25 protein-coding genes, 1 tRNA gene and 3 pseudogenes are annotated in these 26,660 nt (G+C 40.1%); 5 read left to right on the top strand and 24 right to left on the bottom strand.

Going from position 1 to position 26,660, the window contains the following annotated elements; translation table 11 throughout:
• Positions 1-193: 193 nt before the first annotated feature.
• Genes ACK8NJ_RS04710 through ACK8NJ_RS04685 form a run of 6 tightly spaced genes read right to left on the bottom strand, consistent with a single transcriptional unit; the run spans position 194 to position 3,957 of the window.
• Positions 194-901, bottom strand: a complete 708-nt coding sequence (locus tag ACK8NJ_RS04710) for a hypothetical protein (RefSeq protein ID WP_001227536.1) — start codon at positions 899-901, stop codon at positions 194-196.
• Complete coding sequence (locus tag ACK8NJ_RS04705) at positions 843-1,424, bottom strand: type III secretion apparatus protein OrgA/MxiK (protein WP_001389479.1); 582 nt, start codon at positions 1,422-1,424, stop codon at positions 843-845. Before ACK8NJ_RS04705 ends, ACK8NJ_RS04710 begins: the two co-directional genes overlap by 59 nt.
• A 15-nt stretch (positions 1,425-1,439) precedes the next feature.
• Positions 1,440-2,174, bottom strand: coding sequence for an EscJ/YscJ/HrcJ family type III secretion inner membrane ring protein (locus ACK8NJ_RS04700; protein ID WP_000875227.1), 735 nt, complete (start codon positions 2,172-2,174; stop codon positions 1,440-1,442).
• Positions 2,171-2,503 (bottom strand): type III secretion system inner rod subunit SctI, encoded by a 333-nt coding sequence (gene sctI, locus ACK8NJ_RS04695; protein ID WP_000116708.1) that lies wholly within the window; start codon positions 2,501-2,503, stop codon positions 2,171-2,173. The genes ACK8NJ_RS04700 and sctI overlap by 4 nt, the downstream gene beginning before the upstream one ends.
• A 19-nt stretch (positions 2,504-2,522) precedes the next feature.
• A complete protein-coding gene (locus tag ACK8NJ_RS04690; RefSeq protein WP_000796272.1) occupies positions 2,523-2,762 on the bottom strand; it encodes a type III secretion system needle complex protein in 240 nt (79 codons plus the stop codon).
• A gap of 13 nt (positions 2,763-2,775) precedes the next feature.
• Complete coding sequence (locus tag ACK8NJ_RS04685) at positions 2,776-3,957, bottom strand: PrgH/EprH family type III secretion apparatus protein (protein ID WP_135512577.1); 1,182 nt, start codon at positions 3,955-3,957, stop codon at positions 2,776-2,778.
• A gap of 258 nt (positions 3,958-4,215) precedes the next feature.
• Between ACK8NJ_RS04685 and ACK8NJ_RS04680 the strand changes: the two genes are divergently transcribed.
• Together ACK8NJ_RS04680 and ACK8NJ_RS04675 are read left to right on the top strand one after the other, a co-directional pair.
• Positions 4,216-4,716 (top strand): helix-turn-helix transcriptional regulator, encoded by a 501-nt coding sequence (locus ACK8NJ_RS04680; RefSeq protein WP_001195865.1) that lies wholly within the window; start codon positions 4,216-4,218, stop codon positions 4,714-4,716.
• Position 4,717: 1 nt separating this feature from the next.
• The gene (locus ACK8NJ_RS04675; protein WP_000060687.1) at positions 4,718-5,011 is read left to right on the top strand and encodes an invasion protein; all 294 of its coding nucleotides are present in this window, start codon (positions 4,718-4,720) and stop codon (positions 5,009-5,011) included.
• A 68-nt stretch (positions 5,012-5,079) separates the two neighbouring features.
• On the opposite strand, the gene ACK8NJ_RS04670 is transcribed toward ACK8NJ_RS04675, so the two are convergent.
• From ACK8NJ_RS04670 to actS, 17 genes and pseudogenes are all read right to left on the bottom strand, one after another.
• Positions 5,080-6,192 carry an EscU/YscU/HrcU family type III secretion system export apparatus switch protein gene (locus ACK8NJ_RS04670; protein ID WP_001559742.1) on the bottom strand — a complete coding sequence of 371 codons (1,113 nt, stop codon included), beginning with the start codon at positions 6,190-6,192 and terminating at the stop codon, positions 5,080-5,082.
• Positions 6,193-6,200: 8 nt separating this feature from the next.
• Entirely contained in the window at positions 6,201-6,956 is a 756-nt protein-coding gene (gene sctT, locus ACK8NJ_RS04665) for a type III secretion system export apparatus subunit SctT (RefSeq protein WP_125272984.1), read from the bottom strand.
• Between the two features lie 13 nt (positions 6,957-6,969).
• Entirely contained in the window at positions 6,970-7,230 is a 261-nt protein-coding gene (locus ACK8NJ_RS04660) for an EscS/YscS/HrcS family type III secretion system export apparatus protein (RefSeq protein ID WP_000341004.1), read from the bottom strand.
• A 10-nt stretch (positions 7,231-7,240) separates the two neighbouring features.
• On the bottom strand, positions 7,241-7,906 hold the full coding sequence (locus ACK8NJ_RS04655) for an EscR/YscR/HrcR family type III secretion system export apparatus protein (RefSeq protein ID WP_000071531.1): 666 nt from the start codon (positions 7,904-7,906) through the stop codon (positions 7,241-7,243).
• Positions 7,896-8,883: pseudogene (locus ACK8NJ_RS04650) on the bottom strand (YscQ/HrcQ family type III secretion apparatus protein). The gene ACK8NJ_RS04655 and the pseudogene ACK8NJ_RS04650 overlap by 11 nt, the downstream one beginning before the upstream one ends.
• Entirely contained in the window at positions 8,843-9,190 is a 348-nt protein-coding gene (locus ACK8NJ_RS04645; RefSeq protein ID WP_024177859.1) for a type III secretion system needle length determinant, SpaN/EivJ family, read from the bottom strand. Before ACK8NJ_RS04645 ends, ACK8NJ_RS04650 begins: the two are co-directional and overlap by 41 nt.
• A 296-nt stretch (positions 9,191-9,486) precedes the next feature.
• A pseudogene (locus ACK8NJ_RS04640) lies at positions 9,487-9,717 on the bottom strand (type III secretion protein); the annotation flags it as partial.
• Positions 9,695-10,153: a hypothetical protein gene (locus tag ACK8NJ_RS04635; RefSeq protein ID WP_001559743.1), complete on the bottom strand. Its 459-nt coding sequence runs from the start codon at positions 10,151-10,153 to the stop codon at positions 9,695-9,697. The gene ACK8NJ_RS04635 and the pseudogene ACK8NJ_RS04640, both read right to left, overlap by 23 nt.
• Positions 10,143-11,435, bottom strand: a complete 1,293-nt coding sequence (gene sctN, locus ACK8NJ_RS04630; RefSeq protein WP_000734312.1) for a type III secretion system ATPase SctN — start codon at positions 11,433-11,435, stop codon at positions 10,143-10,145. The genes ACK8NJ_RS04635 and sctN overlap by 11 nt, the downstream gene beginning before the upstream one ends.
• 31 nt (positions 11,436-11,466) lie before the next feature.
• The gene (locus ACK8NJ_RS04625) at positions 11,467-13,527 is read right to left on the bottom strand and encodes an EscV/YscV/HrcV family type III secretion system export apparatus protein (protein WP_411962165.1); all 2,061 of its coding nucleotides are present in this window, start codon (positions 13,525-13,527) and stop codon (positions 11,467-11,469) included.
• Positions 13,520-14,664 (bottom strand): annotated as a pseudogene (locus ACK8NJ_RS04620) (YopN/LcrE/InvE/MxiC type III secretion system gatekeeper). The gene ACK8NJ_RS04625 and the pseudogene ACK8NJ_RS04620 overlap by 8 nt, the downstream one beginning before the upstream one ends.
• A 4-nt stretch (positions 14,665-14,668) precedes the next feature.
• Entirely contained in the window at positions 14,669-16,372 is a 1,704-nt protein-coding gene (sctC, locus tag ACK8NJ_RS04615; RefSeq protein WP_000694681.1) for a type III secretion system outer membrane ring subunit SctC, read from the bottom strand.
• The gene (locus tag ACK8NJ_RS04610; protein WP_000568782.1) at positions 16,369-17,118 is read right to left on the bottom strand and encodes a helix-turn-helix domain-containing protein; all 750 of its coding nucleotides are present in this window, start codon (positions 17,116-17,118) and stop codon (positions 16,369-16,371) included. The genes sctC and ACK8NJ_RS04610 overlap by 4 nt, the downstream gene beginning before the upstream one ends.
• Before the next feature lie 345 nt (positions 17,119-17,463).
• A complete protein-coding gene (locus tag ACK8NJ_RS04605; protein WP_001305821.1) occupies positions 17,464-17,643 on the bottom strand; it encodes a GhoT/OrtT family toxin in 180 nt (59 codons plus the stop codon).
• A 65-nt stretch (positions 17,644-17,708) separates the two neighbouring features.
• Positions 17,709-19,331, bottom strand: a complete 1,623-nt coding sequence (locus tag ACK8NJ_RS04600) for a glycoside hydrolase family 15 protein (RefSeq protein WP_411962164.1) — start codon at positions 19,329-19,331, stop codon at positions 17,709-17,711.
• 220 nt (positions 19,332-19,551) lie between these two features.
• Positions 19,552-19,625 (bottom strand) — tRNA-Gly (locus ACK8NJ_RS04595).
• A gap of 78 nt (positions 19,626-19,703) precedes the next feature.
• Complete coding sequence (gene actS, locus ACK8NJ_RS04590) at positions 19,704-20,456, bottom strand: amidase activator ActS (protein WP_001587386.1); 753 nt, start codon at positions 20,454-20,456, stop codon at positions 19,704-19,706.
• 415 nt (positions 20,457-20,871) lie between these two features.
• On the opposite strand from actS, the gene xdhA reads away from it, so the two are divergent.
• Genes xdhA through xdhC form a run of 3 tightly spaced genes read left to right on the top strand, consistent with a single transcriptional unit; the run spans position 20,872 to position 24,534 of the window.
• Positions 20,872-23,169 carry a xanthine dehydrogenase molybdenum-binding subunit XdhA gene (gene xdhA / locus ACK8NJ_RS04585; RefSeq protein WP_411962163.1) on the top strand — a complete coding sequence of 766 codons (2,298 nt, stop codon included), beginning with the start codon at positions 20,872-20,874 and terminating at the stop codon, positions 23,167-23,169.
• A 10-nt stretch (positions 23,170-23,179) separates the two neighbouring features.
• Positions 23,180-24,058, top strand: coding sequence for a xanthine dehydrogenase FAD-binding subunit XdhB (gene xdhB, locus ACK8NJ_RS04580; RefSeq protein ID WP_000459165.1), 879 nt, complete (start codon positions 23,180-23,182; stop codon positions 24,056-24,058).
• Positions 24,055-24,534: a xanthine dehydrogenase iron sulfur-binding subunit XdhC gene (xdhC, locus tag ACK8NJ_RS04575; protein ID WP_001016583.1), complete on the top strand. Its 480-nt coding sequence runs from the start codon at positions 24,055-24,057 to the stop codon at positions 24,532-24,534. The genes xdhB and xdhC overlap by 4 nt, the downstream gene beginning before the upstream one ends.
• Before the next feature lie 39 nt (positions 24,535-24,573).
• Here the strand turns inward: xdhC and ACK8NJ_RS04570 are convergent, their stop codons facing one another.
• A complete protein-coding gene (locus tag ACK8NJ_RS04570) occupies positions 24,574-26,352 on the bottom strand; it encodes a sigma-54 interaction domain-containing protein (protein ID WP_000417794.1) in 1,779 nt (592 codons plus the stop codon).
• Between the last annotated feature and the right edge of the window lie 308 nt (positions 26,353-26,660).

The raw sequence follows: 26,660 nt of genomic DNA, 5'->3' as shown, positions 1-26,660 counted from the left end.
GCATTCATTTATAATCATCCCTTCCATTATTATTATAAGCAAAATCCAAAGAATACATTGATGAAATAATAATGAAATATAATTAATAATAAAATTTTTGCGTAAGCAGAATAACACCCGTGTTGAAAAATCATTAGGCGTTTAAAATATTAGAATTAGATTATATTCAAGTCATTAAGCCGGAGACAGTGATCTATAAGTCCTCTGGGTTCGTCAAATCAGAATTATTCATAGCCAAAGAATCTATTTCACACATTCTTTCAACTAAATAATGTCTGGCATGTTCACAGATTTCATTAACCTTGTCAGGGGAAAAACAGTGATTGCTAATTAAATATTGCTCACAATTATCCACAAATTCCTGCGGACTAAATTCAGCAATAAATTGATCTGTAAAAAAAATAAAACGTTTGTCATCATGATATGAAATATGGACATTCCATATTGACTTGTCGACAAAATATGACTCTACTTCAATAGACTTATCTTTGAAACTGGTAGGTATATAGAGATTTAAAGGGCCTGATATTGACGGTAATTTTGTTACCCAACTTTCAAAAATTTTGATAAAAACTTCAACTTCCTCTGAAGATTTTAACAATATGCTCTTCAGATCGTTTATCATGTTTATTCTGTTTTTTTCTAATTCTGAGCTCAGCAAACTTATCAAGGGTATAAAATTATCCATCACATCAATAATGCCTTTCGCATAGCCATCATAATAACCTTGAATAACTTTTTCTGCTCTCTTTTCCTCAATACTCTGAATTTTTGCGGTGGTTTCAAGAAGGATCTGTTCTTTTAGAGAAACTATTTCTTTCAATCCATCAGAAATTATTCTTTTAATCACAACACCATTTGCAGGAGAGTTTATCAAGCTCATCTCTATTTTTTTTCGCATAAAATGTAATTCTCTCCAAAAGAGTAGACGCAAGTGGTAACGGCAATTGTATGTGGTCAACAAAATCAGGAAATAATAAATTAAATCGTTGCTGCATTGCCAACGGTTGTTGCCTTACATAGGGCAACAACGTTGAAAAACCACATGTGATGATATTCTGATAGTTAACGATACCAGGTTTATATCGTGCCTTTTCATTTATTTCCACCGGTATAGCTGATAAATAATTCCTTAGCACATCAGGAACCTTGTAAAAAAATCCGCGTTCTGCAAACCTTTCTCGATAAAAGTGACAACCACTGAGTAAACAGATCAATGGAAATAATTTCCAATTGTTTATGTAGTAAATAAGTGAACTATTCAGACTGAAATGCTCAACTGAAAGATTGTACTGTAGGAGTATCATTTCATTGGTAATAGATCTAAGTACCGGATTGCTAATACGTGCATTATTCAAACTTACTCGTTGAGGATGAATATAACTAATTGGATCATATATAATCTTTCTTAGGGCAAGATTCATAACGTTCTCATATGTCTACTTATTTTTTAACCTGATTAAATTAGTTAGAATAGCCCTGTACTTCCATAACAGCCAGCAAGTCGCAATGGACATTAATGCAAGTAAGATAGAAACCGGCATAGTCTTATCATAAGCAAAAATAGGTTCGTTAATTTCATATGTTGGTGCTTGTTCAATAATATCTCTTCGTTTTGACAATACGACTGAAATATTCTCATATTGTACGCTTGCAAAGCTATTAACAATAAATCTCTTAATGTCATTTATTTTTATTTCTGGATTGATATCTTTTTCATATACAGCAAGTACAGAAATATGAATTGGTAAAGCAGTTTTGCCACTATCACCTGTATCAACATCGTAACTAACATGTACTCTTGAAGAAACAATGCCATCCATAATTTTGAGAGATTGCTCTAAACGCTGTTCAATAGCAGAATACAATCTTGCTTTTTCCGCTCGTGGAGAGGAAACGAGTGCATCTGCAGGGAACATCTGCGATATTTGAATATCAGGCTTACCCGGGAGATTGTAGATTTTTAGCCAATCCACCGCAGAAGCAAAATCCGTTGGTTCTACATAGATTGAAAATCCAGTTTTGCCTTGATCCTTCTTCTCAGCATTAATATTATGTCTTTGTAAAACAGCAAGGACATCATTAGCTTGCTGTTGATCAAGATGGTTCAGTAATTCCTGCTGCTTGCAACCGCACAACAGCAGGATAAACAAGAATAATGATATATATTTCATGAGCGAGTCAACGTCTCAACTGCAGCGACAATTTTTCTTGCTAATGTTCCCACCAATGAAACCTCGACATTATAATTAAGCACATGATCCTGCAAGACTAATAATTTTTCAGGAGTTAACCCCTTTTTATCAGACCTTAATGCTTGTAACGCATTTTGCTGCCAATTTTCAGTTTGTACCGCATAGTTAGCAAAAGCGGAGATCATTTTATCATCCGGGTTATCAAGATTGAGAACCCGGTCATTTAAATCAATAACTTTCGCTTGCTGTATTTCATGAGCAGCTGATTGCTCAGCTCTATCAATAGGTGGCATATTGCTTACTGACATAATAAAATCCTTATCCAGTTTAGCGGAAGTTTTGTATGATTGCCGAATCAAGATCTTTATACGCTTTTACAACGTTAGATTGCGCATTTCGATATAATGTATACTCAGCTAATGCACTCTGATATTCGGCAAGGAATTTCGGGTCGGAAGGATTGGTTGCTAAATCCTCCAACGCTTTTTCAACTTGCTGGTTCAGATCATCAACGCCCTGATCAAATTGTTTGCTGATATCCATAATATAACCATTCCAATCTGCCATAAGTCCTCCTCAATTATTCCTGAAATGTCCACTTGCTACCTTGAGACTTCTCGAATCGATTATCTCCGTAGCTAAATGAACTATTATTTGTGTCCTGATTTTTCAAATTCACATTAAATCTTACATATTGTTTACCCCATTGTTTATAATATTCATCGACATAATTATTAATTTTATTTAATTCACTGTCGCTTAACGTACCAATGATATTGAAATATACATTGTTAGCTGTTTTATATTTTTCATAAGAAAGACCTATTGCCGACAATGTTTCAATTGCCTGACTTTCTAATACATTATCATCTAATACCGCAATACTTATATTGCTGGCATATGGCATAGTTTGCAGTAATCCTTTAATAAGATTATCGATTAGTTGCTGTGTGATAGCATTCCGTTGCTTACTCACTGTCAGTCTTGGATTACTGGCATCTAATAGCTGTAGTTTAAAATATTGTAGATCTGGGAAATTATCAGCAAGCCATGAAAAAATTCGTATCGATTCATCATCAGGATTTATCACCCGTACTGGCTTTCCTGGTTGATTTTTTTCCAATGCTTGTTTGACCCAGACAGCTTCATCCAAACTATTGGTATTGATATAGATGACATGATCCCTACCATATAAAATTTCATAATTTCTATTTTTGTTTACAAGAATTTTATCGATATGTCTCAGCTGCGGATCATTACTGGCATTAACAATATAAAAAGCTATTAAAATGATAGCAAAAAGAAAAAATAGCGTTACATATTTAAACTGCGTACTTCTAAAGAAATGTTGCCTTGTTGAAGTAATGTTATTTTCAACAATACCTGGTATTGAATACTGCCAAACTTCATTTTTTCCTTTTACAGCAAATTTGAGGCCTAAAACTTCTATTTGCTGATTCAATTTTAACGTTCTATCTTCAGGTTCTTGTGCTGTTAATTCTCTGATTGTTACAACCAGATCAGGGTCGGTAGTGATTATTACCTCAAAACTGCCTGTAAGCTCTCCATAAGGAATGACTATCGTATTCTCTGGTAACTCAGAAAAAGAATCACTTCTTCCTAACGAAACATCATTACCAACGATAACGAGTACACGCCCATTAAGTATTTCATACTCGCATCCATTCAATGGTCCGCTCAATAAACGAATGGCATAAGATTCCAATAAGTCTTGTGATAAGAATTTATCATTATTTTCCATGAATACCACCCGCTAATTCCATAAGCTCTAGTTTAGAGTAGTGTAACAAGACGGAAATTTCATGACCAAATTATGATGACACACAATAAAAAGATTATAATTTTCGAGAACCATTTTAAATGCCTACATACATAACTTTATTTGCAATTTAAGGTATACACCCTATTCCCTCATTGATATGCAAATATAACAATTACCATTATTTTAAATTTTACACGTAATATTTACCCTAAATGATTTTAGAGTGCAGGTTGGCATATGCAAGTCTTTTCCAGTGATGTCTACTTCACTGTAGGCACTAATGCATTATTAGCATCCCAAAAGGAATATTACAGCGATTTGGTTGCGTTGGTTGATCTTGGACATTCGTTCGTTGTTATTGATGAGCACCAACATCGAAATCTCAAACCAAATACAGAACCTGTAAACACCCTTTTGAGCAACAATTTCATCAGGATCAATAAGAATATTACATTATCTGATTTAACGCATTTCCTGGTTTCGAATCTTCATACACAAAATGTGTATTCCACTCAAGAACCACTTACCCATGATGAGATAGATATCCTGCGGTTATGTGTTTCTTATTCGTTAAAACAAATAGCCATTATCAAAGGAATTGATTATAAAACAGTATCATATCACAAAATAAGAGCCCTAAATAAACTTAACATAAAAGGTACTGTTGAGTTGTTTATAGCACTCTGTGAATGGGATAAACATTATTTTAAACTCCAATCTTGCATAAGAGAAAGTTGATATGTCATTAGTAAGATATAATAGTAAAATCATAATAACTGTCGCGCTGATATCGTTGCTCTCTGCATGCACCAGAGAAAATTCATTAAAGGATACTCAGAATAAAAGAAGTGGCGAATCTCAAGCGATAGTAGATGCAAGACAGTTCTTTAGCGAACACCCGGAATATATATCATCAGCAGAACTAGAGCAGAAGCTATATCGCGAATTTGCGCAGGTTACTACTGTTCCAGCTTATAAAGAGATGAGTATGTATCAATTGCTTGTCATTTCGCAAGATCGTTTAACACATTAAATAAGAATCTACACGCTTTTTGCGTGTAGATTCTTATAAATTTCCGACTATGATAGATGTTTAATTTTTTAATTATTGTCTTTATTCTCGCTTTTTGTGTCTTCACCTTCTTTGAATTTATCTTCTGAGGGGAGCAGTTCATCTGGAACAGGTTGTCCAGCATTCTCCACATCTTCAAGCCACAGCAGAAGACGCAAGATCTCATCTATATTTTCGAAGCTAACATAATCGTAGCGACGATGGGTAGCATAAATTTTTCGTGCTAATTTTTTATCTGTAATAATTGGTATTCCGATTTCCTTTGCATATTTCCTTACGGCTAATGCTACCTCATTAGTTTCTCTCACAGAAATCAATGGTATAGGTGAAAGATGTGGCTTAAAGTATATCCCTATGGCAATGTGCGTAGGGTTGGCAATCATCAGACGGCTATTACTGACATCAGATTTCAATTGCTCTGACAGAATTTCTTGATGGCGTTCTCTACGTTTAGACTTAATTTCTGGATTTCCTTCTTGTTCCTTGTATTCTCTTTTAACTTCTTGTTTATCCATTTTCATATCTTTCATAAATAAAAAATACTCAGCGATAAAATCAAATATTAGAACAATTATCATACTGCCGAGACAATATAGTATGAGAAGGAACAGCATCTCTCCCCAATCTGATAATAAAGAAATGATATCTCCATCAAGAGTTTTAAAAAGCAGTGATTTATGGTTACTCCAAAATAATTTGATCGCCAATGCAAAAAAAATAAGATAAAGTATTGCTTTAACAAATTCTTTTACGGTTTTTAAGCCAAATATACGTTTTAAGCCATTTACTGGATTTAATGAATCAAACTTAAACTTAATAGCTTCAGTTGCTAATTGCATTTTACTTTGAATCCATGAAACAAGTATTGTTGTAAACATACAAACCAGCAAAAAAGGAATGATCGTTTTCAACCAACCTATCCCCATAGCTTTAAAATAGTCCCAAATATCCGGTTTAGCGTTATGATCAAGGATGTATTCAAGAATCGACATAATGTGATGCACATCAAATACATATCCGAGATATAAAGTACCCACAAGCATTATTACAGAGACTGTTAAGTCTCTACTTTTTAGAATTTGACCTTTTTTAGAAGCATCCTGGAGTTTCTTTTGTGTTGGCTTTTCAGTTTTATTTGCCATGAAACACTCTATTTATCAATGTATAATTGCAATTGTTCTGGGAAAAAGGATAACGGCATAACTCGTTCAGCCAGTATTGGGCCAAAATAAATAATTAATATTAAAAATGCCAGCGCACTTTTGACAGTCAGTGAGATGGCAAAAGCATTTAGTTGTGAAGCATAACGTGCCAGCAATCCCAGGACAGCTTCACCGCCCAGCATAACCGCAATCACGGGGCTTGCGTAAACGATAGTATGAGTCATTATATTATTAATATATGAGAATAAAGGCTCTAATTTAGGAAAATTAAAATTTCCTGAAGGCCATAAGTTATAACTTTGCCATAGAGTCTCCAGAATAAAGTTCAATCCACCGTTAGTAAGATAAACTGCTGCAGAGAAAAGGTTAAATAATCTTGCTAATTCCGATGTATCGACACCTGTAGCCGGATCCAAAGTACTACTTAACGTTGCACCACGTTGGTTATCGATAAAGCTGCCTATAGCAAGGAAAATCCAAAATGGGGATGCTAATAAGCAAGCAATAAACAACCCTATGATAATTTCTCTGGCAGCAAACAAAGCGATATCTATTTCATTTAGGGTAGATAATTCATAGTGGTAATGCTGAACTAATGCACATGATACCACTATTATTATTGGATGACGGACTACTGTTGGTATATTCCCACTGGCGAAAAATGGTAACAAATAGAAAGTTGGTGCCAATCGGCAAAAACCGAGCGCTGTAGCAGCCAGCAGACTATGCAACTGATAGAGCATCGCCTCCCCCATGCTATCCTCTCGCGAATGCTAAATTCAGCATTTCGATACCAAACGAATATAATTTTTCACCATACCATCCGCTCATTAAAAAAAAGCAAATACTTACGCACAATAATTTGACGCCAAATGGCAACGTCTGTTCTTGCAACTGTGTTACCGTTTGAAAAAGCCCTACCAATAAACCAACGAATGTCGCAACTGCAATAGGTCCTGCAGACATAACTAAAATCAGATACAGCGCCCTATTCCCCGCAAAAACAATGTCGTCCATATTTTTTTCCTCAGGGATTAATGGATAGGTCAAAATATTGTAAAATGAGTCCTTTCGATAACATTGTCCAACCGTCCATCGCGACAAACAGAATTAATTTTATCGGTGTAGATATGGTTACCGGACTCATCATCATCATACCTAACGTTAACAGAACGCTGGATATAACCAGATCAACTACAACAAAGGGTAAATAGATATAGAAACCTATAATAAATGCACTTTTTATCTCACTCAACGCATATGCCGGGAGTAACGAGAAAATTGAAATATTCTCATCATCGATTATCTCTTCATTATCTTCAGAACTATTCCCCTTCTGAATCTTTTCAAAAAAGCTAACCAACTCCGGTTCAGAATATTTTATCAAATATGATTTATAACCACTCATGCCTGTCTCAACAAAATTAACAACCGACGCAACATTATTGAATGAAAGATTCTCATTCTGACTGTTATTATATATTTCCTTCCCAACCGGCATCATTACGAACATTGACAATAGCAAAGCTACCCCATTAAGTGTCATATTTGATGGCACTTGCTGAAGTCCCAAAGCGTTTCGTACAATAACAAAAACAATCGAGAATTTAATAAAACATGTCCCGGATGCTATTATAAACGGTAATAGTGTAAATAATGATAATATCGCTATCAGCGAAATGCTATTTGACATTATTATTCCCTGATAACCAAGAATGAATTTCTACGCCCAATTTATCATCCACTTCAACAAGTTCGCCATAGCCAGTTAGCGCGCCATTTACACGTATCTCTATATTTTTCTCCGCTTCAGGAAGCAAAGATATAATTCTTTTTGCACAGAGATCATCTATTTCATATAGATTCATTATTTTCTTTCCAAGAACAAACTCAATTTTTACAGGCAAGTCTTCAAAACTATTAATCTGCTGATAGTCATTTTCATCATTAATCTCGATTTCGCTTTTTTTGATATCAAAGTCATCTGTTTCAAAATCTTCCTCGTACTCAAAATGATCAACCATTTTTAACTCCTCTGGATAAATTAAATCACAAATCTTTGTATTATAAATAACCGCATAAGCAAAATTATTTGAAATTAATAAAACATCACCAACTTCAATATCAACAATGGTTCTATAACATGTTTTACTAAATCCAATTACAAAGTGAATGGGCCAATATAATGATTTTTTGTCTAGCGTTGGAGCGTTTTCGTATTGGCAGACTGTGACTTTATCTAACCAAATATTTAATTCCCCTGTCCATATTCTTATCAGTGGTTGAGCTGGACTCAATACTCCATCAAATACTTTACCGACACACAAACGATTATATTTTAGTTCAGGATACTTTAGATTTAACGGGGTACTAGATAAACTGAGCCATTCCCCTATTAACCTTTCCGTTTCTGGCATTAAAGCCATCCCAGCGAGCTCGGCAGAAATTAAGGGAAATAACTCTCGAAGTAACACCCATCCAGACCAGCTGCCGCTCTCTTCTGCTATCGGTAGCCATTTGGCGCTAAATTCGGGCATTAATAACGCAACATCTTCACCCTTTTCTTTCCAATTTTGAAAAGTGGTTTCAAAGGAATGAGTGTTTCCATTTACTTTTCTCAGACCGAACATTAACTTTCGTCCTTCTGATCGTTTTCGAATTTACCTTCATTTTCTTGCTCATCATGAGGCTGATGTCGTTGCCCTTGTCGTTCATCTTGCTCAGTCAATACCCAGCGTTGTGCTGTAACATCATTGTGTTGGGCTTCATGGAGTCTGTCGGAGACAAGTGTGTCTGATGGTTTTAGTCGTATCCCTTCACTACTTTCCAGAATCCGGACTGTATGATTTTGTCCCCAACGCTGAAACTGATATGTCAATTCATTTTCGCGCGCATTGGCATTATTAGCAGAATTATTTATATCATTCTGATTGAGCGTATGAACATTCCTTTGCTTTTCGATATGTTGAGTAAACATGGTTCTGTTATCAGCAAACCTTCTTTCGTTAGTAATGTCTAATGAATGGGCCTGCGGTCCATTTATTTTGTCTCCATCGCGGTATTTTTTTCACGATCTTTATTATTACTGTGTTTTTGATCTGTGATGTATTCTGTATGGATACCATTATGGATTTTTTCCTTAAATTGTATCGTTTTATTAGATGGTTCAGAATCATTCCCCTGATCTCGTGAAGTCATATTGAGAATTTTCTTTGTAGAAAATTTCTCTGTTCCATTTGTTTGCAAAGAAAGAGATGGATTCCTGTCAACCTGGAGAGATGATTTGTTGTCAATAGACTCCATGTGCCCATTTTTTTTCCCCAACGTAGAAAATTGGCTATCCTGAGTCTGACGTAATAACTGGAGAATGGTTCCAGCGACAATCTCACTCATTTCTTTATTTTTTTTGTTTTTCTTTAAGAAACTGTCTAAATCTGAAGCAGAATTATCGGGTGTGTCTGTGTTTAAAATTTTACAGTGTTCAATTTTCTTGACTTCGTCCATTATATTTTTCCTCCTGTTCAAGCTCGTCTTGATAAAGCATCTGATTTAAAAGTTGTTTTTTGATGCGCTTCTTTAGTCGATCGTACTTTTCTCCTTTTAGCCACCAGTGTTTTCTTTGTGCTTGCTGTTGAACTATTTCCTTGTTAAGTATTTTTCGCCGCTCTGCTATTTTTTGCTTTTCAAGATTTATCTCAGCGATCTGCTGCTGAATGACTGCAACTTTACGTAACGAGTAAAATATATCCTGTCGAAATACAACTTCGCCGAGTAACTCTTTCATATCTAACAGTGACTGTAGGTTTTTAAGTTGCATATCATACAGGCGTTCCTTTTCGGCTAACTTTTCTTTTTCTGCATTTAACTTTTGTAATGATGCTTCACATGCAGCCAGGCTCTGCGCTGTTCTTCTGATAAGTCGATTAACTTTACTTAACAATTCGTTCAAGCTCTTTTAGCGTTTCACTCATTGGCATTTTTTCATTAACTGACTGTTTCAACCAATTTGTGAGTTTAGGCCGTGCATTCATAGCAAAATCATTTTCAGCATTTTGCCCAGCGCGATATTCCCCTAAATCAATAAACACCTGTAGATCTTCCAAAGTTGTGAGGATCTTCCTTACCCGCGCAGCATTATCTCTGTGTTTTTCATCAGTGACCTGACCAAATACTCGACTCACACTTTTTAGTACATCTATTGCCGGATAATGACCTTGCCCAGCGAGTTTGCGACTTAGATAGATATGGCCATCAAGGATTGAGCGAATTTCATCACCCAGTGGGTCTGATTCATCCTCCCCCTCCAGTAATACGGTATAAAACGCAGTAATACTTCCTTTTAGTGTTGGTCCCGGCCTCTCCAGTAAGCGAGGTAAACTGTCAAAAACAGAAGCAGGATAACCACGTCTGGCAGGTGGTTCACCCGCTGCCAGCTTCATATCGCGTAGTGCTCGTGCATACCGCGTCATTGAGTCGATAAAAAGTACAACTCTCTTTCCTCGATCTCTAAAATACTCTGCCACGGTTGTCGCCATCAGGGCGGCATTACACCGATCTACTGACGAAAAATCAGAGGTGGCATAAACCAAAACACATTTTGCTGCATTTACTGATTTTTTCAGCGATTCCGCGCATTCCGTAACTTCCCTACCACGTTCGCCAATCAAGCCAATAACAAACACATCAGCTTCAGTGTTGTTTACAAGCATATGCATTAAAACCGTTTTGCCACAGCCAGCCGATGCGAAAATCCCAACACGTTGACCAATGCCACATGTCAGTACGCCATCAATGACTCTTATCCGTGTCTCTAGTGGTGTATTAATAACTCGACGCTCCTGATACGACGGTGGCAGTTCATCAATCAGGCGTAAATTTCCCCTATCGCCTGGAGTGTCCGGGACAAACCTTTCCATAATTTGACCAGAAGCATTCAAAACTGAACCAAGAAAGGCATCACTGATCTGTATGGTTAACTGCTCTCCCGTTGGTTTCAAAACTGCAGTACGTGTAAGCCCCACAGAGCTGCCTATAAGGTTTAATAATGTCTTTCCATTGCGAAAGCCAACGACCTGAGCCCTGGCTATACGTTCATTTGCTTGCCAGCTCGCATAAATTTCGCATACTTCGCCCACTGAAACGTCGTCAAGCTCTGCTTCAATCAGCGAGCCGTTTATGCTATGTAAGTAGCTGTATTTATTTAATAGTTTTAATTTTTTCATACCAGCATGCTCCATATCGCAAGACATTATCCTAAATAGTTTTCAGAATATTAACGGGAACATTTTCCGTTAGTTCCCCGTACGAAAGTACTTCGAGGTCTCGATAACTAGATTCAATAAGTTTTTTGATAAAACGACGAATATCCATAGATCCCAGTAAAATAATGTCTTTAATAGGAATATTGATTCCAGAAAGTGCCAGTTTAAAATTATCCAGAATCATCTCAGCTTCGGATGCATCGAGATTAAGAAAAGTACCGCCAGCGGTAGGCCTGACACCATCTCTGATTCTGTCCTCTATTTCAGGCGAAATCACAATTGCTTTAATTTCTCCAGAATATGAAAACTTATGGCAAATGTAGCGACCTAATGCACCTCGTACATGCTCGACGAGTGTAATTATATCTTTCTCTCGTGGGCTCCATAATGCTAAAGCCTCCATAACTAAACGCATATTGCGCACTGAAATTCGCTCCTGGATCAGACGCTGAATTACCTCTGAAATGCGCTGCACGGTTATATATCTTAATATTTCTTTTAATAGATCAGGATACTTCATCTCTAATTGATCAAGAATATATTTGGTTTCTTGTATACCAAAATACTCATTAATATTATGAGCCAGACATACAGATAAATGATTGTACATTTCATCCATGGCCGTGCGAGTATAACAGCCAATTTTTGTTAATTTTTGGGCATCACTTTTTGTAACCCAATAATATTGTTCACCATTACTATTTACGATGACAGGTTTCTTGATCAAAGTCGAAACCACTTCATCTGAATATTCAACCAACAAGACAAGATCATGATAAATTTTAAATTGCGAGGCTCTGACTTCATTTAGCATTAATATGACATCTTCATCATTAAGGCCTTCCCCCTCGCGAATGACAATACCGGGAATACGGATACCATACTCAATAAAAAACTGACTACGAATCCTATCAGCAAGATTGATTTCAGTGTATTTTTTAGCCTGTACACTATTCATAATCAAAACCAAGGGTACCGTTTCGGTAATAACCTGATCAAGTTTATTAATAATACCTAATGAAATATCATCATCCTGATTATAGGGTTCCAACCCAACGGTGATATCTCCCTCAACAACCGTTTCTTCAACCCCTTTCTTTTTGAATTTAAAGTAAAAATAAATTCCTAAGATTACTGCCAAACATAAAAACACAAGAAGGGGAAAACCTGGAAGCAACCCAATACTTAGCGCGAGGACACATGTCACAATAATGACAAAAGAATTACTTAATAACTGGGACATTATATTTTGCCCCATATTATCACTATCGCCATTCACGCGCGTTACGATAAACCCTGCGCTAATAGCAATTAATAAAGCTGGAATTTGAGAAACAAGACCATCACCGACGGTAAGAATTGTGTAGACGGTCAACGCTGTCGAGAAATCCATTCCATTTTGGCCTACTCCTACTGATAGCCCACCGATAATATTAACAAAGATAATAATAATGTTTGCAATAGCATCACCTTTGATAAATTTCATCGCACCATCAAAGGAACCATACAGCTGACTCTCTCGTTCTAATACGCTACGACGTTCTTTTGCTAAATCTGCATCAATGATCCCGGCGCGTAGATCGGCGTCAATACTCATTTGTTTACCTGGCATACCGTCAAGCGAAAAGCGGGCAGCAACTTCAGCCACACGTTCCGAACCTTTAGTAATGACGATAAACTGAACAATAGTAACAATGGAGAAAATAACAAAACCAACTACCAGGCTATCTCCAATAACGAATTCACCAAAACTCGTTATAATTTCTCCGGCGTCCGCCTCAAGAAGTATAAGTCGGCTGGTACTGATCGCCAGCGCCAAACGAAATAACGTTGTGATGAGAAGAATTGATGGGAATGAAGAAAAACTTAAGATCCTCTCAACATAGAATGATCCTAAAAACACAAGTATTGCCAATGTTAAGTTCAGCCCAATCAAAAAATCGATTAAGTAGGTGGGCAATGGAATTATGAGCATGGCGATAATCATCACCATTAATCCAAGAATTATTAATTCTGGATGACTCCTTAACCCTATCAAAACTTTGTTAAACATTGAACATTACCTTCTTCCATGGTTTTTTATTTTGTTTTTTATTACTGTTTTGTGTATCAAAGAGCTCTGCTGCAAATGTTACTTTTATTGCCTGTTTACAACACTCCCTAATCTCTAATAATTGTTCATTATTAATAAAAAGTGAAAATGGAAGATTTGTACATCCACTGTAAATCGCCTTCAGGAGTAACGTTTTGTCTTTATAACTAGCATCTGCGGGTAGGGTTACCAGTGCATTTTTCAGGAGTTCCTCTGCAGTCTCAGGAAATTTTATTAACGATATCAGAAAAAATATCCAATAATCTTCTGCGCTAATAAAATTTTTAATTATTGGGTTATTCATTAAAGTTTTCAGAAATAAAGCCTCTGCTGACTGAAGAGACAATAGTTGTGACAACTTATTGAGAAACATACCAAATTCCAATGATGAACAGCTCGCATCAAGTGCATTTATATCTGAGAAAAGCGTCTCTTTGATAAATTTTGTCACCAGCATTCTATTTTGATAGCCATAACTACCAATCCATTCGACATAAGTATCTACAGCATCGTCTTCTGCCATTAAAAATTGTCGATAACTTGCCCTTAGTAATTTTGGATTTAATGACAACGCCTAGCCAAATAACTTTGCTTTTAATGCCGAGTTAATACCGCTATTAATGAATTTTTTAGTTGTCTCTTGATTAACTTTTTTAAGTAATGCTTCAGCGTTTAGCCGCACATTTTCAGATATTTGTTTTTTACGTAAAATTGCACGTAATACAACCACCAGATCGCTTTCATCTGGAAAAATTTTTTAGCAAAACTATACACTTCATAGTCATGGGTAGTTGCTGCCTTAAGCGCCTCCATGACTTTATCGGTTTTTTCTATTGGCTGATCTTCCAGGACATATTCTTCTCCGTCCAGAAAGTTGGCCAGTTGTTCTTCGTAGATTTTTTTCTTCATAAACTGCGTTAACGCTGCTGACATCTCGTCAGTAGCTTGTAAGAATCGAGCTTCTTTACCGGCGGGATCATCCCCCATTTTAGGCATTTCAGCTTCAATATCTTCATTATCTTCTGTGATAATGTCCTCTAAGCGAGAAACTTCTCTGGCTCTTTCTAATACACCGACATGTTCTACATGAATCGCCATTTCACTATCCTCCGACGACTTCACGATTCAGGTAAGTTTTTATCCATTTCTGTAGTAATTCATCGTTGATTTCTTTATTTTTTGCCATTTGCTGTGTTATTGCTCTGGCGTCAACCGCAGCCTCATTCGCATTATTCATCATGCGCTCATCGATCTCTCTTGGCTCAATAAGAAAGACACGAACGATGTTATTCGCATTTGTTCCTTCATATCCAAATAATTTACCAATAAATGGAATACTGCCTAATATTGGGATCTTACGACTTTCATAGGTATTCGTATCTCGTGTATATCCACCAATCAAAAGACTTTTCCCTTGAGGCACGCGCGCAATAGTACTTATAAGCGTTCTACCAACCTGAGGCAGATCATCAACATTGGTCTTGTCGGAATTGATTTCATTGCCATCTTCAATATTCAAGAGTAATTCAATTTGATTTCGTGAAGCAAATCGTGGTAGCACGCTAATCATCGTACCATAGGTTACTTCATCTAACTCCGCAGTACGCTCGCCGACTAATTTAGTATAGAAAGTACGGTTATTATCAAATATAGCAGGAATATTCTCCTGTGTTAAAACGACAGGACGCGCAACAACGGCGGCTCTTCTTTTTTGCGCAAGTGCCTGTATTGTTGCAATAAACTGTGTCCCATCCAGGGTACTAATTGAACCTGAATTATTAAATGATGCACTTAGGCTGGATCCAATTTTTATCGTGCCCGACCAGTCAGCTCCTAACTGTTCTAAATCAGTCTTATCAATATCTATTATCCATAAAGATAATTCAATGTGTCGCTTTGGAATATCGAGTGTAGCTACTAACTTCTCGATAAAATCAACCTGAGATACTGTTCCTTTAACAAGTAAACTGTTGGTATCAGGATATGCAATAATTTGTATATCGTCAGTCTCTGGCGCTCCAGCTGTCGATATTATTTTCTCTACTTGTAGATCATCATCTTCTTCAGCACCAGGAAAAGGAGGCATACGTGATACGTTTTTTAGTTGTTGACGACTTGAAATTTCAGAAAGTACGTTAACCCCAGTGCTTTGCTTAATGTTATTATTTAACAACGTCGATAGTACTTTTGCCATGCCAGGAATAACTATCTTTTCGCCACGTAATTCATAAGTCCGATCATTAACGAATGTGTTGACCAGGTGAATAATCCCTACTTTATTGCGTCCGATCTCGATGCCATCACTGTTTTGCTCCATTAATTTTGCAGCATTAACAACCAGGTCAACATAAACTGGTGGCCCCGATACATAGAAAGTACCATTGCCGCCCCCTTTAATTTCATAACGAGAGTTATACAGACCCGATTTTTTTAAAAAATTATTAAACTCATTCGTCGATACCTTTCTCAGATTAATCAGCGCATTACGCATCTCTGATGAGTCATAGATATAAATAGCTTTGCCATCATCGTACCAAATAAGTCCCATCTGCGCCGACAGGCGTTCAATCAAGGCATAGGGTTCGGTTAAATCAAAATTTCCGCTGATCTGTTTCTTCATGGCAAGCTTACTTACTATTGTAGGCTTACCCGCATATGATGAAACCGTTTCAAAAAAACTACGTAGATTTTCTTTATTTGCTACGTATCCATTCGCTGTTGCGGCATATGCACCAGGAGTCAATAATCCATTAAAAATGCATAAGGCTGAAATTAATATAATAGTAATACGTAATTTTATTTTCATAACTTTTTACATAGTTCTCTCGGTGTTTTTCCTAACCGGCTTTTTACTTCGGCTGAAAAGTGTGATGAGGATGAGTAGCCATATTTATGCGCAATAGTTGTCATATCACTGTTTCCTTCAATGATTTCCAACACGGCTCTGGCAACTCTCCAGCCACATAATTCCGTTTTAACTTTACCACCCAATGCATAACTACATAAACGGCGAAAATGTGAATACGATACGCCGTAAAGCTCACCAAGATCATAGAGTGAAGTCTGTATGAGCGATTGCGATAATAAATAGCGAACCAGTTTATAGCATTCTGTTTTTCTTAGATGCTGAAACAGAATTTCATTAATATTATCGCTGCTCAGATAAGTGGCTAAAAACCAGGCTTCACTTGCAACTTTACTGAATAGCACAACTTCTGATGCAAAGGGCAAGGCATCAGCAAACAACTCATGGTGTTCCCTTTCCACACTCCCCGTTGATTCATCAATAAAAGCTAATAATTTACTCAGGATATCAATGCGAAGTGGATGATAAATTACTTTCCCTGCAGTTACCTCAATTTGGCTTCGGTCAATGAGCAGTAATATGTCTTCCACTACCATTAATTTTTGATGGTTATTACCAATCGTAATAACAAGGGTTACATCCTTGTTTTCATTTCCCCGTAAGAACCACATTTCAGGGTCCAGTAGGGTTAACTTCTGTCCTTGAAGCAAAACATTCATTGGAAGTAACAGCCCTTCTTCAATCATGTTTCATCTCCTTATTCCATATTCTCATTCTCCATAAACTTGCAATAAAAACATGATTAAAAAGTGATGATTCCTATTTATAAAATAATGATTTTGTTATGAGCGAATAGCTATCAGCCACTTACAGTAGTAAGTCATTCTGTCCATATACAGAATTGCAACTGTTTATATGTTTTACTTAAACATACCCCGTATTTCTTATAACACTTGTTTGGTGACTATTTTCAATAAAAATCATATTTGTTAGTTACACATTAACGCACTGCGAGTGTTTTGTTACTCCCCGCATATATTTTATTCTCTTTTTCGATTCTATTTTTCTTAATCGTTCATATAATTTTCTTGTTAGTCGGATTTACGAATCATGAGACTTATGATGGATGGAATGAGGCTAAGCGGCCAGGTCAACCCTGTAATTACTGCAGCAAACAACCGATATGTTACTTTTTCTTCCGAGAAGATAAATATTAAGGTCGATGTCACAACCAGACCTATCAGGTAAGCTAACAGTAATTTATTGATCACTTTTACCTCCCTTACGATTTCTCTTTGAGCGGTCCTTTTAATCCAGGACCGCCTCATTATGAAAACTATTTATTTCCCTCATCATTGATAAGGTTGGACATCTCTTTCAACATGAGAGTCATTGAAGCTTTCGACCAATTTAGCGGAATGATAGGGCTTGGCGCTTCATGCAAAGTTCCCGACTTGTGGATATAGTTATAGCTTTCGGGAAGTGCCATTTCAGGTACACTCCTGCCATTTGCACCAATCATATTCTCGCCTGTTATTTGGGCCAATGATCTATTCATAAATTGCACTGAGTCATTCAAATACTCTTCTTTTCTTGATTCTTTATAAACAATTGCTGCTGATTTTGCATACCATGAGTCAAAAAACCATTCTGCTTCTGTTGATGGAATGAAGCTCATTTCTCTTTTCGCATGTGAATTTTGATCGGTATCAGTTTTAATATCATTGAACCAAAAATTTGCCGACTGATAATTATCCTTCTCGTATCTTTTTATACCATACGGACCTGCTAGTTTTTTAACTATTTTTAGAACTTGCTCTTTTCTTCTGGTATTTATCTTTGAAAGATTTGCAGGATAAATAACATTAAGTAAAGCCGCATCGGCTTCTCTGTAATGTTTATCTTTTTCCAGATAACCTGGGGATTCTCCCCCTAAATCAAGCTGTAACGTTATTCTTTCATAACCTTTATCTATGAGGTGGTTCAACCTCGTTGTTGAAAGAGGTTCATCCAGTTCATTAGCTTTAGCTTCGCGTAGTAAATCAGAGACAAAAACAGAGTCTTTCTTCGAGAGTAAGTTCGACAAACGTTCCAGTCCAGAGGTCACCAGTGCAACGGAAGATGTGTTTAATCTGGCATCTTCTTCCCACGCTCCGGAATCTTCCATAACATAGAAATTGGCTTTATCCAGATAAGCAATCAGCAGCGCAATCGATTTTAATCGGTCACCTTTTTCCCAGTCTTCAGCGTTAATAGTACCAGTGTCGATGGCTTGTATAAGGAGATCAAGATAAAGACCTAAAGCATCATTTTGTTTATGGTTCCACAGCTGCGGCTTGCCTTCTTCCTGCACATCTGCCATCACGTGGGAGTTGCTGTCAAATCGGATATGTACAGCATTCATTTGCCCAGGAATACCATCCAGTCGTTTTGGGTTGCTAATGACGTCCTGCATCCGCTTAATCTGGTCGGGCGTAGACATATAATCCCACAGAGTGAGCAGAACCTTTTTTGCGGCTACACTATTTCCCTGATCTGATACTAATGCCATATAGCCCCATAAACTATCCCTCAGCCAGACAGCATCATAGTGGGTTTCTGCCGCTGTTTTGTCATCTTCGAAAGTAGAAGCAAGAATAAATGTTCCCCAGGGTTTCTCCGTCAACGTTAACTTTCGTGTATTTTCTGTTAATGTTAACAATCCTTGAATTTCGTCTTTGGTATAGTGGCTCTTTATTTCATTTTTTAATTTGGCTGAGTGAATCAGAAGACGATAATTAGGATACTTATCTGGATTTAACGATAAATAACTTTTATCAGTTTCTGCCCCCGTGGAATTAAGAATGTTAAATACAGATTCACTCGTCACTTCTGCCCCTGTCGCCTGGCATGTGCCGCATGAAAATATACCAGCGAGCAGAAGAGTTAATGTAGATTTCCCTTTCATAAAAGATTCCATCAATCGTTTGTTAAAAGCGTAGATAACCACTTATTTAACAACTTGAAAATAAGGTGTTTTACCTGGGTTGTTACAAATGGATTGCATTGTGTAAACGCTTTTATTTACAAAAAAATGGGGAAGTATTACGGCGATTGCGAAAAGTCTGAAGCGATTGAATTAAGATAATATAGAAAATCAGATACAACAAAAATGGCAGGTTGATGAGGTGAAGATAAATTGGAGCGGGCGAAGGGAATCGAACCCTCGTATAGAGCTTGGGAAGCTCTCGTTCTACCATTGAACTACGCCCGCTTCGAGATGCGTAAGGCATTATAAACCTTACGCTCTCCTTAGCAAGTGCCGCGCTGCTGACTGCTGATTAATTCGCCATCAGCATTTTGGCTTGCTGCCCTGAGGCGGCAAGTAACGTAGCGGATCAATTGCCGTTGCACGGTAACGAATCTGGAAATGCAGGCGAACCGATGCCGCATCAGTGCTCCCCATAGTGGCGATTTTTTGCCCAGCCTTCACGCTTTGCCCATTATTTACCAGCATCGTGTCATTATGGGCGTAAGCCGTAATGTAATCTTCACTGTGTTTAATCATGATGAGATTACCGTAGCCACGCAGCTGGTTGCCCACATACACCACCTTTCCTGCACCCGCGGCGTAAATAGGTGTACCCCGTGGAGCTGAGATATCAATCCCTTTATTGCCGCCATCAGCTGTCGAATACGGCATGATAACTTTCCCTGTCGTTGGCCATAACCAACAACGTTGCCCTACTGGCGGCCAGGAAGATTTCGGTACTGCTGATGACGGTGTAACCGATGCGGTTTTGGTCGTTGATTTGGCGGTTGATTTACGTGTACTGCTACTTTTCGCCCCACCCAGTTTTAGTTTCTGACCAACTTCAATGGTGTAAGGGGGGGAAATGCCGTTCAGTCGCGCCAGCTCTTTTACGCTGGTTCCCGTGGTGCGCGAAATACGATATAGCGTATCCCCCCGTTTCACGGTGTAAACGGAGCCGGAATACGTTCCTGTATCGGATGATTTGCTACCCGAGCAGCCCGCCAAAAGCAGTCCAATCGATAACAACATCACGATACCCAGAGATTTTTTATTCAGGCGTCCCGCACTCAAAATCTTTCCTCGCTTAAAAAACAAGACGCCATATCATAGCAGCCAGCCTCTGGATACCCAATCTCTTGCTTCTCGAAAAACGCGGTAATAGAGAAAGAGGTTAATTTCATTTGGCAAAGGGAAGTATCATCAGCAAAATATTCGCTGCAGAGGTATCGAATTTCCTGACTTTTTTACCCTATTTCCCATCCTGATGCGTAATAATCCTGATTTATCACATTGATTTTATCGCCACTCATATTGATACGTATCACTGCCCCTATTCAGAGTCCTGTTTCGTATCATATCTGTGTTTTTTTAACGTCATCACACTTCCTTCCTCCCCTAACGCTTATCGTCGTTTCTGGCGTAAATCTTGCCTGCTTAGACTAAATCTTTGCCATAAGAACCAAATGTTCAAATCGAGGGGATTTCTATGGAAGCGCGGGAAGCAACCGCTACGGGTGAATCTTGCATGCGCGTCGATGCCATTGCTAAGGTCACCGGGCAGGCACGATATACTGACGATTATGTTATGGCGGGCATGTGTTACGCGAAATATGTACGTAGCCCTATCGCACATGGTTATGCCGTAAGTATTAATGATGAACAAGCCAGAAGTTTACCAGGCGTACTGGCGATTTTTACCTGGGAAGATGTACCTGATATCCCATTCGCTACAGCTGGGCATGCCTGGACACTTGACGAAAACAAGCGCGATACCGCCGATCGCGCACTGCTAACTCGCCATGTTCGTCATCATGGTGACGCCGTTGCCATCGTCGTGGCCCGTGATGAACTCACGGCAGAAAAAGCGGCGCAATTGGTCAGCATTGAGTGGCAAGAATTACCCGTTATCACCACGCCAGAAGCGGCGCTGGCAGATGACGCTGCACCAATCCATAACGGCGGCAATTTACTAAAACAAAGCTCGATGTCGACGGGTAATGTCCAACAAACAATCGATGCCGCCGATTACCAGGTGCAGGGGCACTATCAGACGCCGGTCATTCAACATTGTCACATGGAAAGCGTGACATCGCTGGCATGGATGGAGGATGACTCGCGAATTACCATCGTTTCCAGCACCCAGATCCCGCACATTGTTCGCCGTGTGGTTGGTCAGGCGCTGAATATTCCCTGGTCATGCGTACGAGTCATCAAACCGTTTGTCGGTGGCGGTTTTGGTAATAAACAGGATGTACTGGAAGAGCCAATGGCGGCATTCCTGACCAGCAAGCTTGGCGGCATTCCGGTGAAAGTTTCCCTTAGCCGTGAAGAGTGTTTCCTCGCAACCCGTACCCGCCACGCTTTTACTATTGACGGGCAAATGGGCGTGAACCGCGACGGAACATTGAAAGGTTATAGTCTGGATGTTCTGTCTAACACCGGCGCTTATGCATCTCACGGGCACTCCATCGCTTCTGCAGGGGGGAATAAAGTCGCTTACCTTTATCCTCGTTGTGCCTACGCTTACAGTTCAAAGACCTGCTATACCAACCTCCCCTCGGCTGGTGCGATGCGTGGTTATGGCGCGCCACAAGTCGTATTTGCCGTTGAGTCTATGCTTGATGACGCCGCGACAGCGTTAGGTATTGATCCTGTTGAAATTCGTTTCCGCAACGCCGCCCGCGAAGGAGATGCTAATCCGCTCACAGGCAAACGTATTTACAGCGCAGGGTTGCCGGAGTGTCTTGAAAAAGGCCGGAAAATCTTTGAATGGGAAAAACGCCGTGCAGAGTGCCAGAACCAGCAAGGCAATTTACGCCGCGGCGTTGGCGTCGCCTGTTTTAGCTACACCTCTAACACCTGGCCTGTCGGCGTAGAAATTGCTGGCGCGCGCCTGTTGATGAATCAGGATGGAACCATCAACGTACAGAGTGGTGCCACGGAAATCGGCCAGGGTGCCGACACCGTGTTCTCGCAAATGGTGGCAGAAACCGTGGGGGTTCCGGTCAGCGACGTTCGCGTTATTTCAACACAAGATACCGACGTTACGCCGTTCGATCCCGGTGCATTTGCCTCGCGCCAGAGCTATGTTGCCGCGCCCGCGCTGCGCAGTGCGGCACTGTTATTAAAGGAGAAAATCATCGCTCACGCCGCTGTCATGCTACATCAGTCAGCGATGAATCTTACCTTGATAAAAGGCTATATCGTGCTGGTTGAACGACCGGAAGAGCCGTTAATGTCGTTAAAAGATTTGGCGATGGATGCCTTCTACCACCCTGAACGCGGCGGGCAGCTCTCTGCCGAAAGCTCCATCAAAACCACCACTAACCCACCAGCGTTTGGCTGTACCTTTGTTGATCTGACGATCGATATTGCGCTGTGCAAAGTCACCATCAACCGCATCCTCAACGTTCATGATTCGGGCCATATTCTTAATCCGCTACTGGCAGAAGGTCAGGTACACGGCGGAATGGGAATGGGCATTGGCTGGGCGCTATTTGAAGAGATGATCATTGATGCGAAAAGCGGCGTGGTCCGTAACCCCAACCTGCTGGATTACAAAATGCCGACCATGCCGGATCTGCCACAACTGGAAAGCGCGTTCGTCGAAATCAATGAGCCGCAATCCGCATACGGACATAAGTCACTGGGTGAGCCACCAATAATTCCTGTTGCCGCTGCTATTCGTAACGCGGTGAAGATGGCTACCGGTGTTGCAATCAATACACTGCCGCTGACGCCAAAACGGTTATATGAAGAGTTCCATCTGGCAGGATTGATTTGAGGATAACATCATGTTTGATTTTGCTTCTTACCATCGCGCAGCAACCCTTGCCGATGCCATCAACCTGCTGGCTGACAACCCGCAGGCCAAACTGCTCGCCGGTGGCACTGACGTACTGATTCAGCTCCACCATCACAATGACCGTTATCGCCATATTGTTGATATTCATAATCTGGCGGAGCTGCGGGGAATTACGCTGGCGGAAGATGGCTCGATACGTATCGGCTCTGCAACGACATTTACCCAGCTCATTGAAGATCCTATAACTCAACGTCTTCTCCCGGCGTTATGTGCTGCGGCCTCGTCCATTGCTGGACCGCAGATCCGTAACGTCGCTACCTACGGTGGAAATATTTGCAACGGTGCCACCAGCGCAGATTCTGCCACGCCAACGCTCATTTATGACGCGAAACTGGAGATCCACTCCCCACGCAGTGTTCGTTTCGTCCCGATTAATGGCTTTCACACTGGACCGGGCAAAGTGTCTCTTGAGCATGACGAAATCCTTGTTTCCTTTCATTTTCCGCCCCAACCGAAAGAACACGTGGGCAGCGCGCATTTTAAATATGCCATGCGCGACGCAATGGATATTTCAACGATTGGCTGCGCCGCACATTGCCGACTGGATAACGGCAATTTCAGCGAATTACGTCTGGCATTTGGTGTTGCCGCGCCAACGCCGATTCGCTGCCAACATGCCGAACAGACTGCACAAAATGCGCCATTAAACCTGCAAACGCTGGAAGCCATCAGCGAATCAGTCCTGCAGGATGTCGCCCCGCGTTCTTCATGGCGGGCCAGTAAAGAGTTTCGTCTGCATCTCATCCAGACGATGACCAAAAAAGTGATTAGCGAAGCCGTCGCCGCGGCGGGGGGAAAATTGCAATGAATCACAGCGAAACAATTATCATCGAATGCACCATTAACGGGATGCCTTTTCAGCTTCACGCCGCACCAGGCATGCCGCTCTCGGAATTACTCCGCGATCAAGGACTGTTAAGTGTCAAACAAGGGTGCTGCGTGGGTGAATGTGGTGCCTGTACGGTGCTGGTCGACGGCACAGCAATAGACAGTTGCTTATACCTTGCCGCCTGGGCTGAAGGAAAAGAGATCCGCACGCTGGAAGGTGAAGCGAAAGGCGGAAAACTTTCTCATGTTCAGCAGGCTTATGCGAAATCCGGCGCAGTGCAGTGCGGGTTTTGTACGCCTGGCCTGATTATGGCTACCACAGCAATGCTGGCGAAACCACGCGAGAAGCCATTAACCATTACGGAAATTCGTCGCGGACTGGCAGGAAATCTTTGTCGCTGCACGGGGTATCAGATGATTGTAAATACAGTTCTGGATTGCGAGAAAACGAAGTAAAAGGGTATCCGGCCTGAATTCAGGCCGGATTCACTGAGGTTATGTGTTTAACAACTCATATTTCTTAATCTTGCGATAGAGCGTAGCAATGCCGATGCCCAGTTCATCAGCAACTTGCTTCTTGCTGTTATGACGTGAAAGCGCCTCGCGGATCATTTGCTTTTCCATCTCCTCCAGCGCCGTGCCGCCCGCATCATCGAGTGCCAGGTGCGCCTCGTTGACCTCTGTTACATCACTTTGCTCCGTTGTGCCATTATTCAGCAGATTTGGCGGCAATAGCGTGCTGTCGATAACTTCACCTGAAGGAACCACGTTAACCAGATATTCCATCAAATTGCTTAACTCGCGCAGGTTTCCGGGCCAACGATGCTTACGCAATATTTCGACGACATCGGGAGCAATGCCCGGATAAACCGATCCCAGACGACGGGTATGCAGATGTAAAAAGTAATGCACCAGTAGTTCAATATCTTCCTGACGTTCACGCAGCGGTGGCAGAGTTATCGGGATAACATTAAGTCGGTAGAAGAGATCTTCGCGGAATTTACCTTCGGCAATGAACTGGGCCAAATTCTGGTTAGTTGCAGAAATGATGCGAATGTCGACTTGTATTGGGCTACTGGCACCAATCGGCAGAATTTCACGCGCCTCAATAGCGCGCAGTAATTTAGCCTGCAACATTAATGGCATATCACCTATTTCATCGAGAAACAGCGTGCCCGTATTCGCCGCCTGAATCAACCCTGTTTTACCGTTGGCAGAAGCGCCAGTAAATGCGCCTTTAACATAACCGAACAGTTCGCTCTCCAGAAGCTGCTCCGGAATCGCGGCACAGTTGATAGCAATAAAGGGTTTATTCCGTCTTCCGCTCAACTTATGGATTGCACGGGCGACGACTTCTTTACCCGTGCCGCTTTCACCAACCACCATAACGCTGGATGGGCTGGGTGCAATACGGCTAATGAGTCGTTTTAATTGCCGCATAACACGGCACTCGCCAACCAATTGTTCAATATGCGGTTCATCAGGTGCATTTGCTACAGAAAAACTGGTATGCGATTGGTGAAACGCCATTAAAAATAATTGTCGGCCCTGAATGTTATGCAATTGACCAATGATTAATTCACTTTTATCGTCCCACGAAACAATATGCTGCATATGTCCATGGGTAAAATTACTCTCAAATGTTAATGGTCTGAAACGGATAGGTTTCCCAACAATATTATTTTGCACAACACCGAGTGTTTTTAAGGCAGTCTGATTAACAAACTGAACCCGATTTTCGTCATCAACAACTAAAACGCCCTGATCCATATTATCGATCATGGTCGCGAATATTTTACTGATGTTATCTCCTGGCCCCTGATCCTCCAGAAGTTTCGAAACAAAAATGGTGGATATATGGCGAACGTAATCAGAAAATTCGCGTAAATTATCACTGATATGTTCTTGTTGCTCGTGGGTAACGGCAATCAAACTTATCACCCCAACACAACGATCCTGTAAAATGACAGGCGTACCCAGAAATGCTTTTTCACGGCAATTTTCTTTACTATCGCAACCTTCGCAAAGGGGATCGAAGCGAGATTGTGTCACAACCTTTTCAGTTTTCGTTTCCAGGACGTGGCGAAGCAGGCGTGAGTTGCCGCTCAACTGGCGGCCAAGAAACTTCCCATACGCGCCCGTTCCGGCGACGCGACACAAGTTTTCATCAACGATCTCAACCTCAAGCTGCAACACGCTGGCAAGCATTCTGGCAAAACGCTGAATTGTCGGTTGAATTTGCATCAGTACTGACTGCGTAGTAGCAAGCTCCATAGCTTTACCTTCCAGACTTACTTAAAAGTCGATCATTGAAGACGTTGATGGTTCACAGATCATGATGATATTAACTCAGGCGAAATTGGCTTTGATAAAAACATAAGATTTTTATCACTTTCTAATGAAATTATGGAAGAGATATCACATTTCTATATCAATATGAGAATTACGGCGGTGAGTTTATCAAACTGACGAGGGATAGCCTGCCCCTTTATCTTATTTCTGATACTTAGCAGCAAATAAATAACGCAATAAAAAAAGCCAAACGTTTTCGTATTTTACAAACAACCGGAAGCTGGCATCAA

Origin of the sequence: Escherichia sp. F1 (assembly GCF_046764225.1) — a bacterium.
In the GTDB taxonomy this organism is placed as follows: Bacteria; Pseudomonadota; Gammaproteobacteria; order Enterobacterales; family Enterobacteriaceae; genus Escherichia; species Escherichia coli.
Note: the sequence above shows the minus strand (reverse complement) of the source record. Positions and strands in the feature narration are given on the sequence as shown.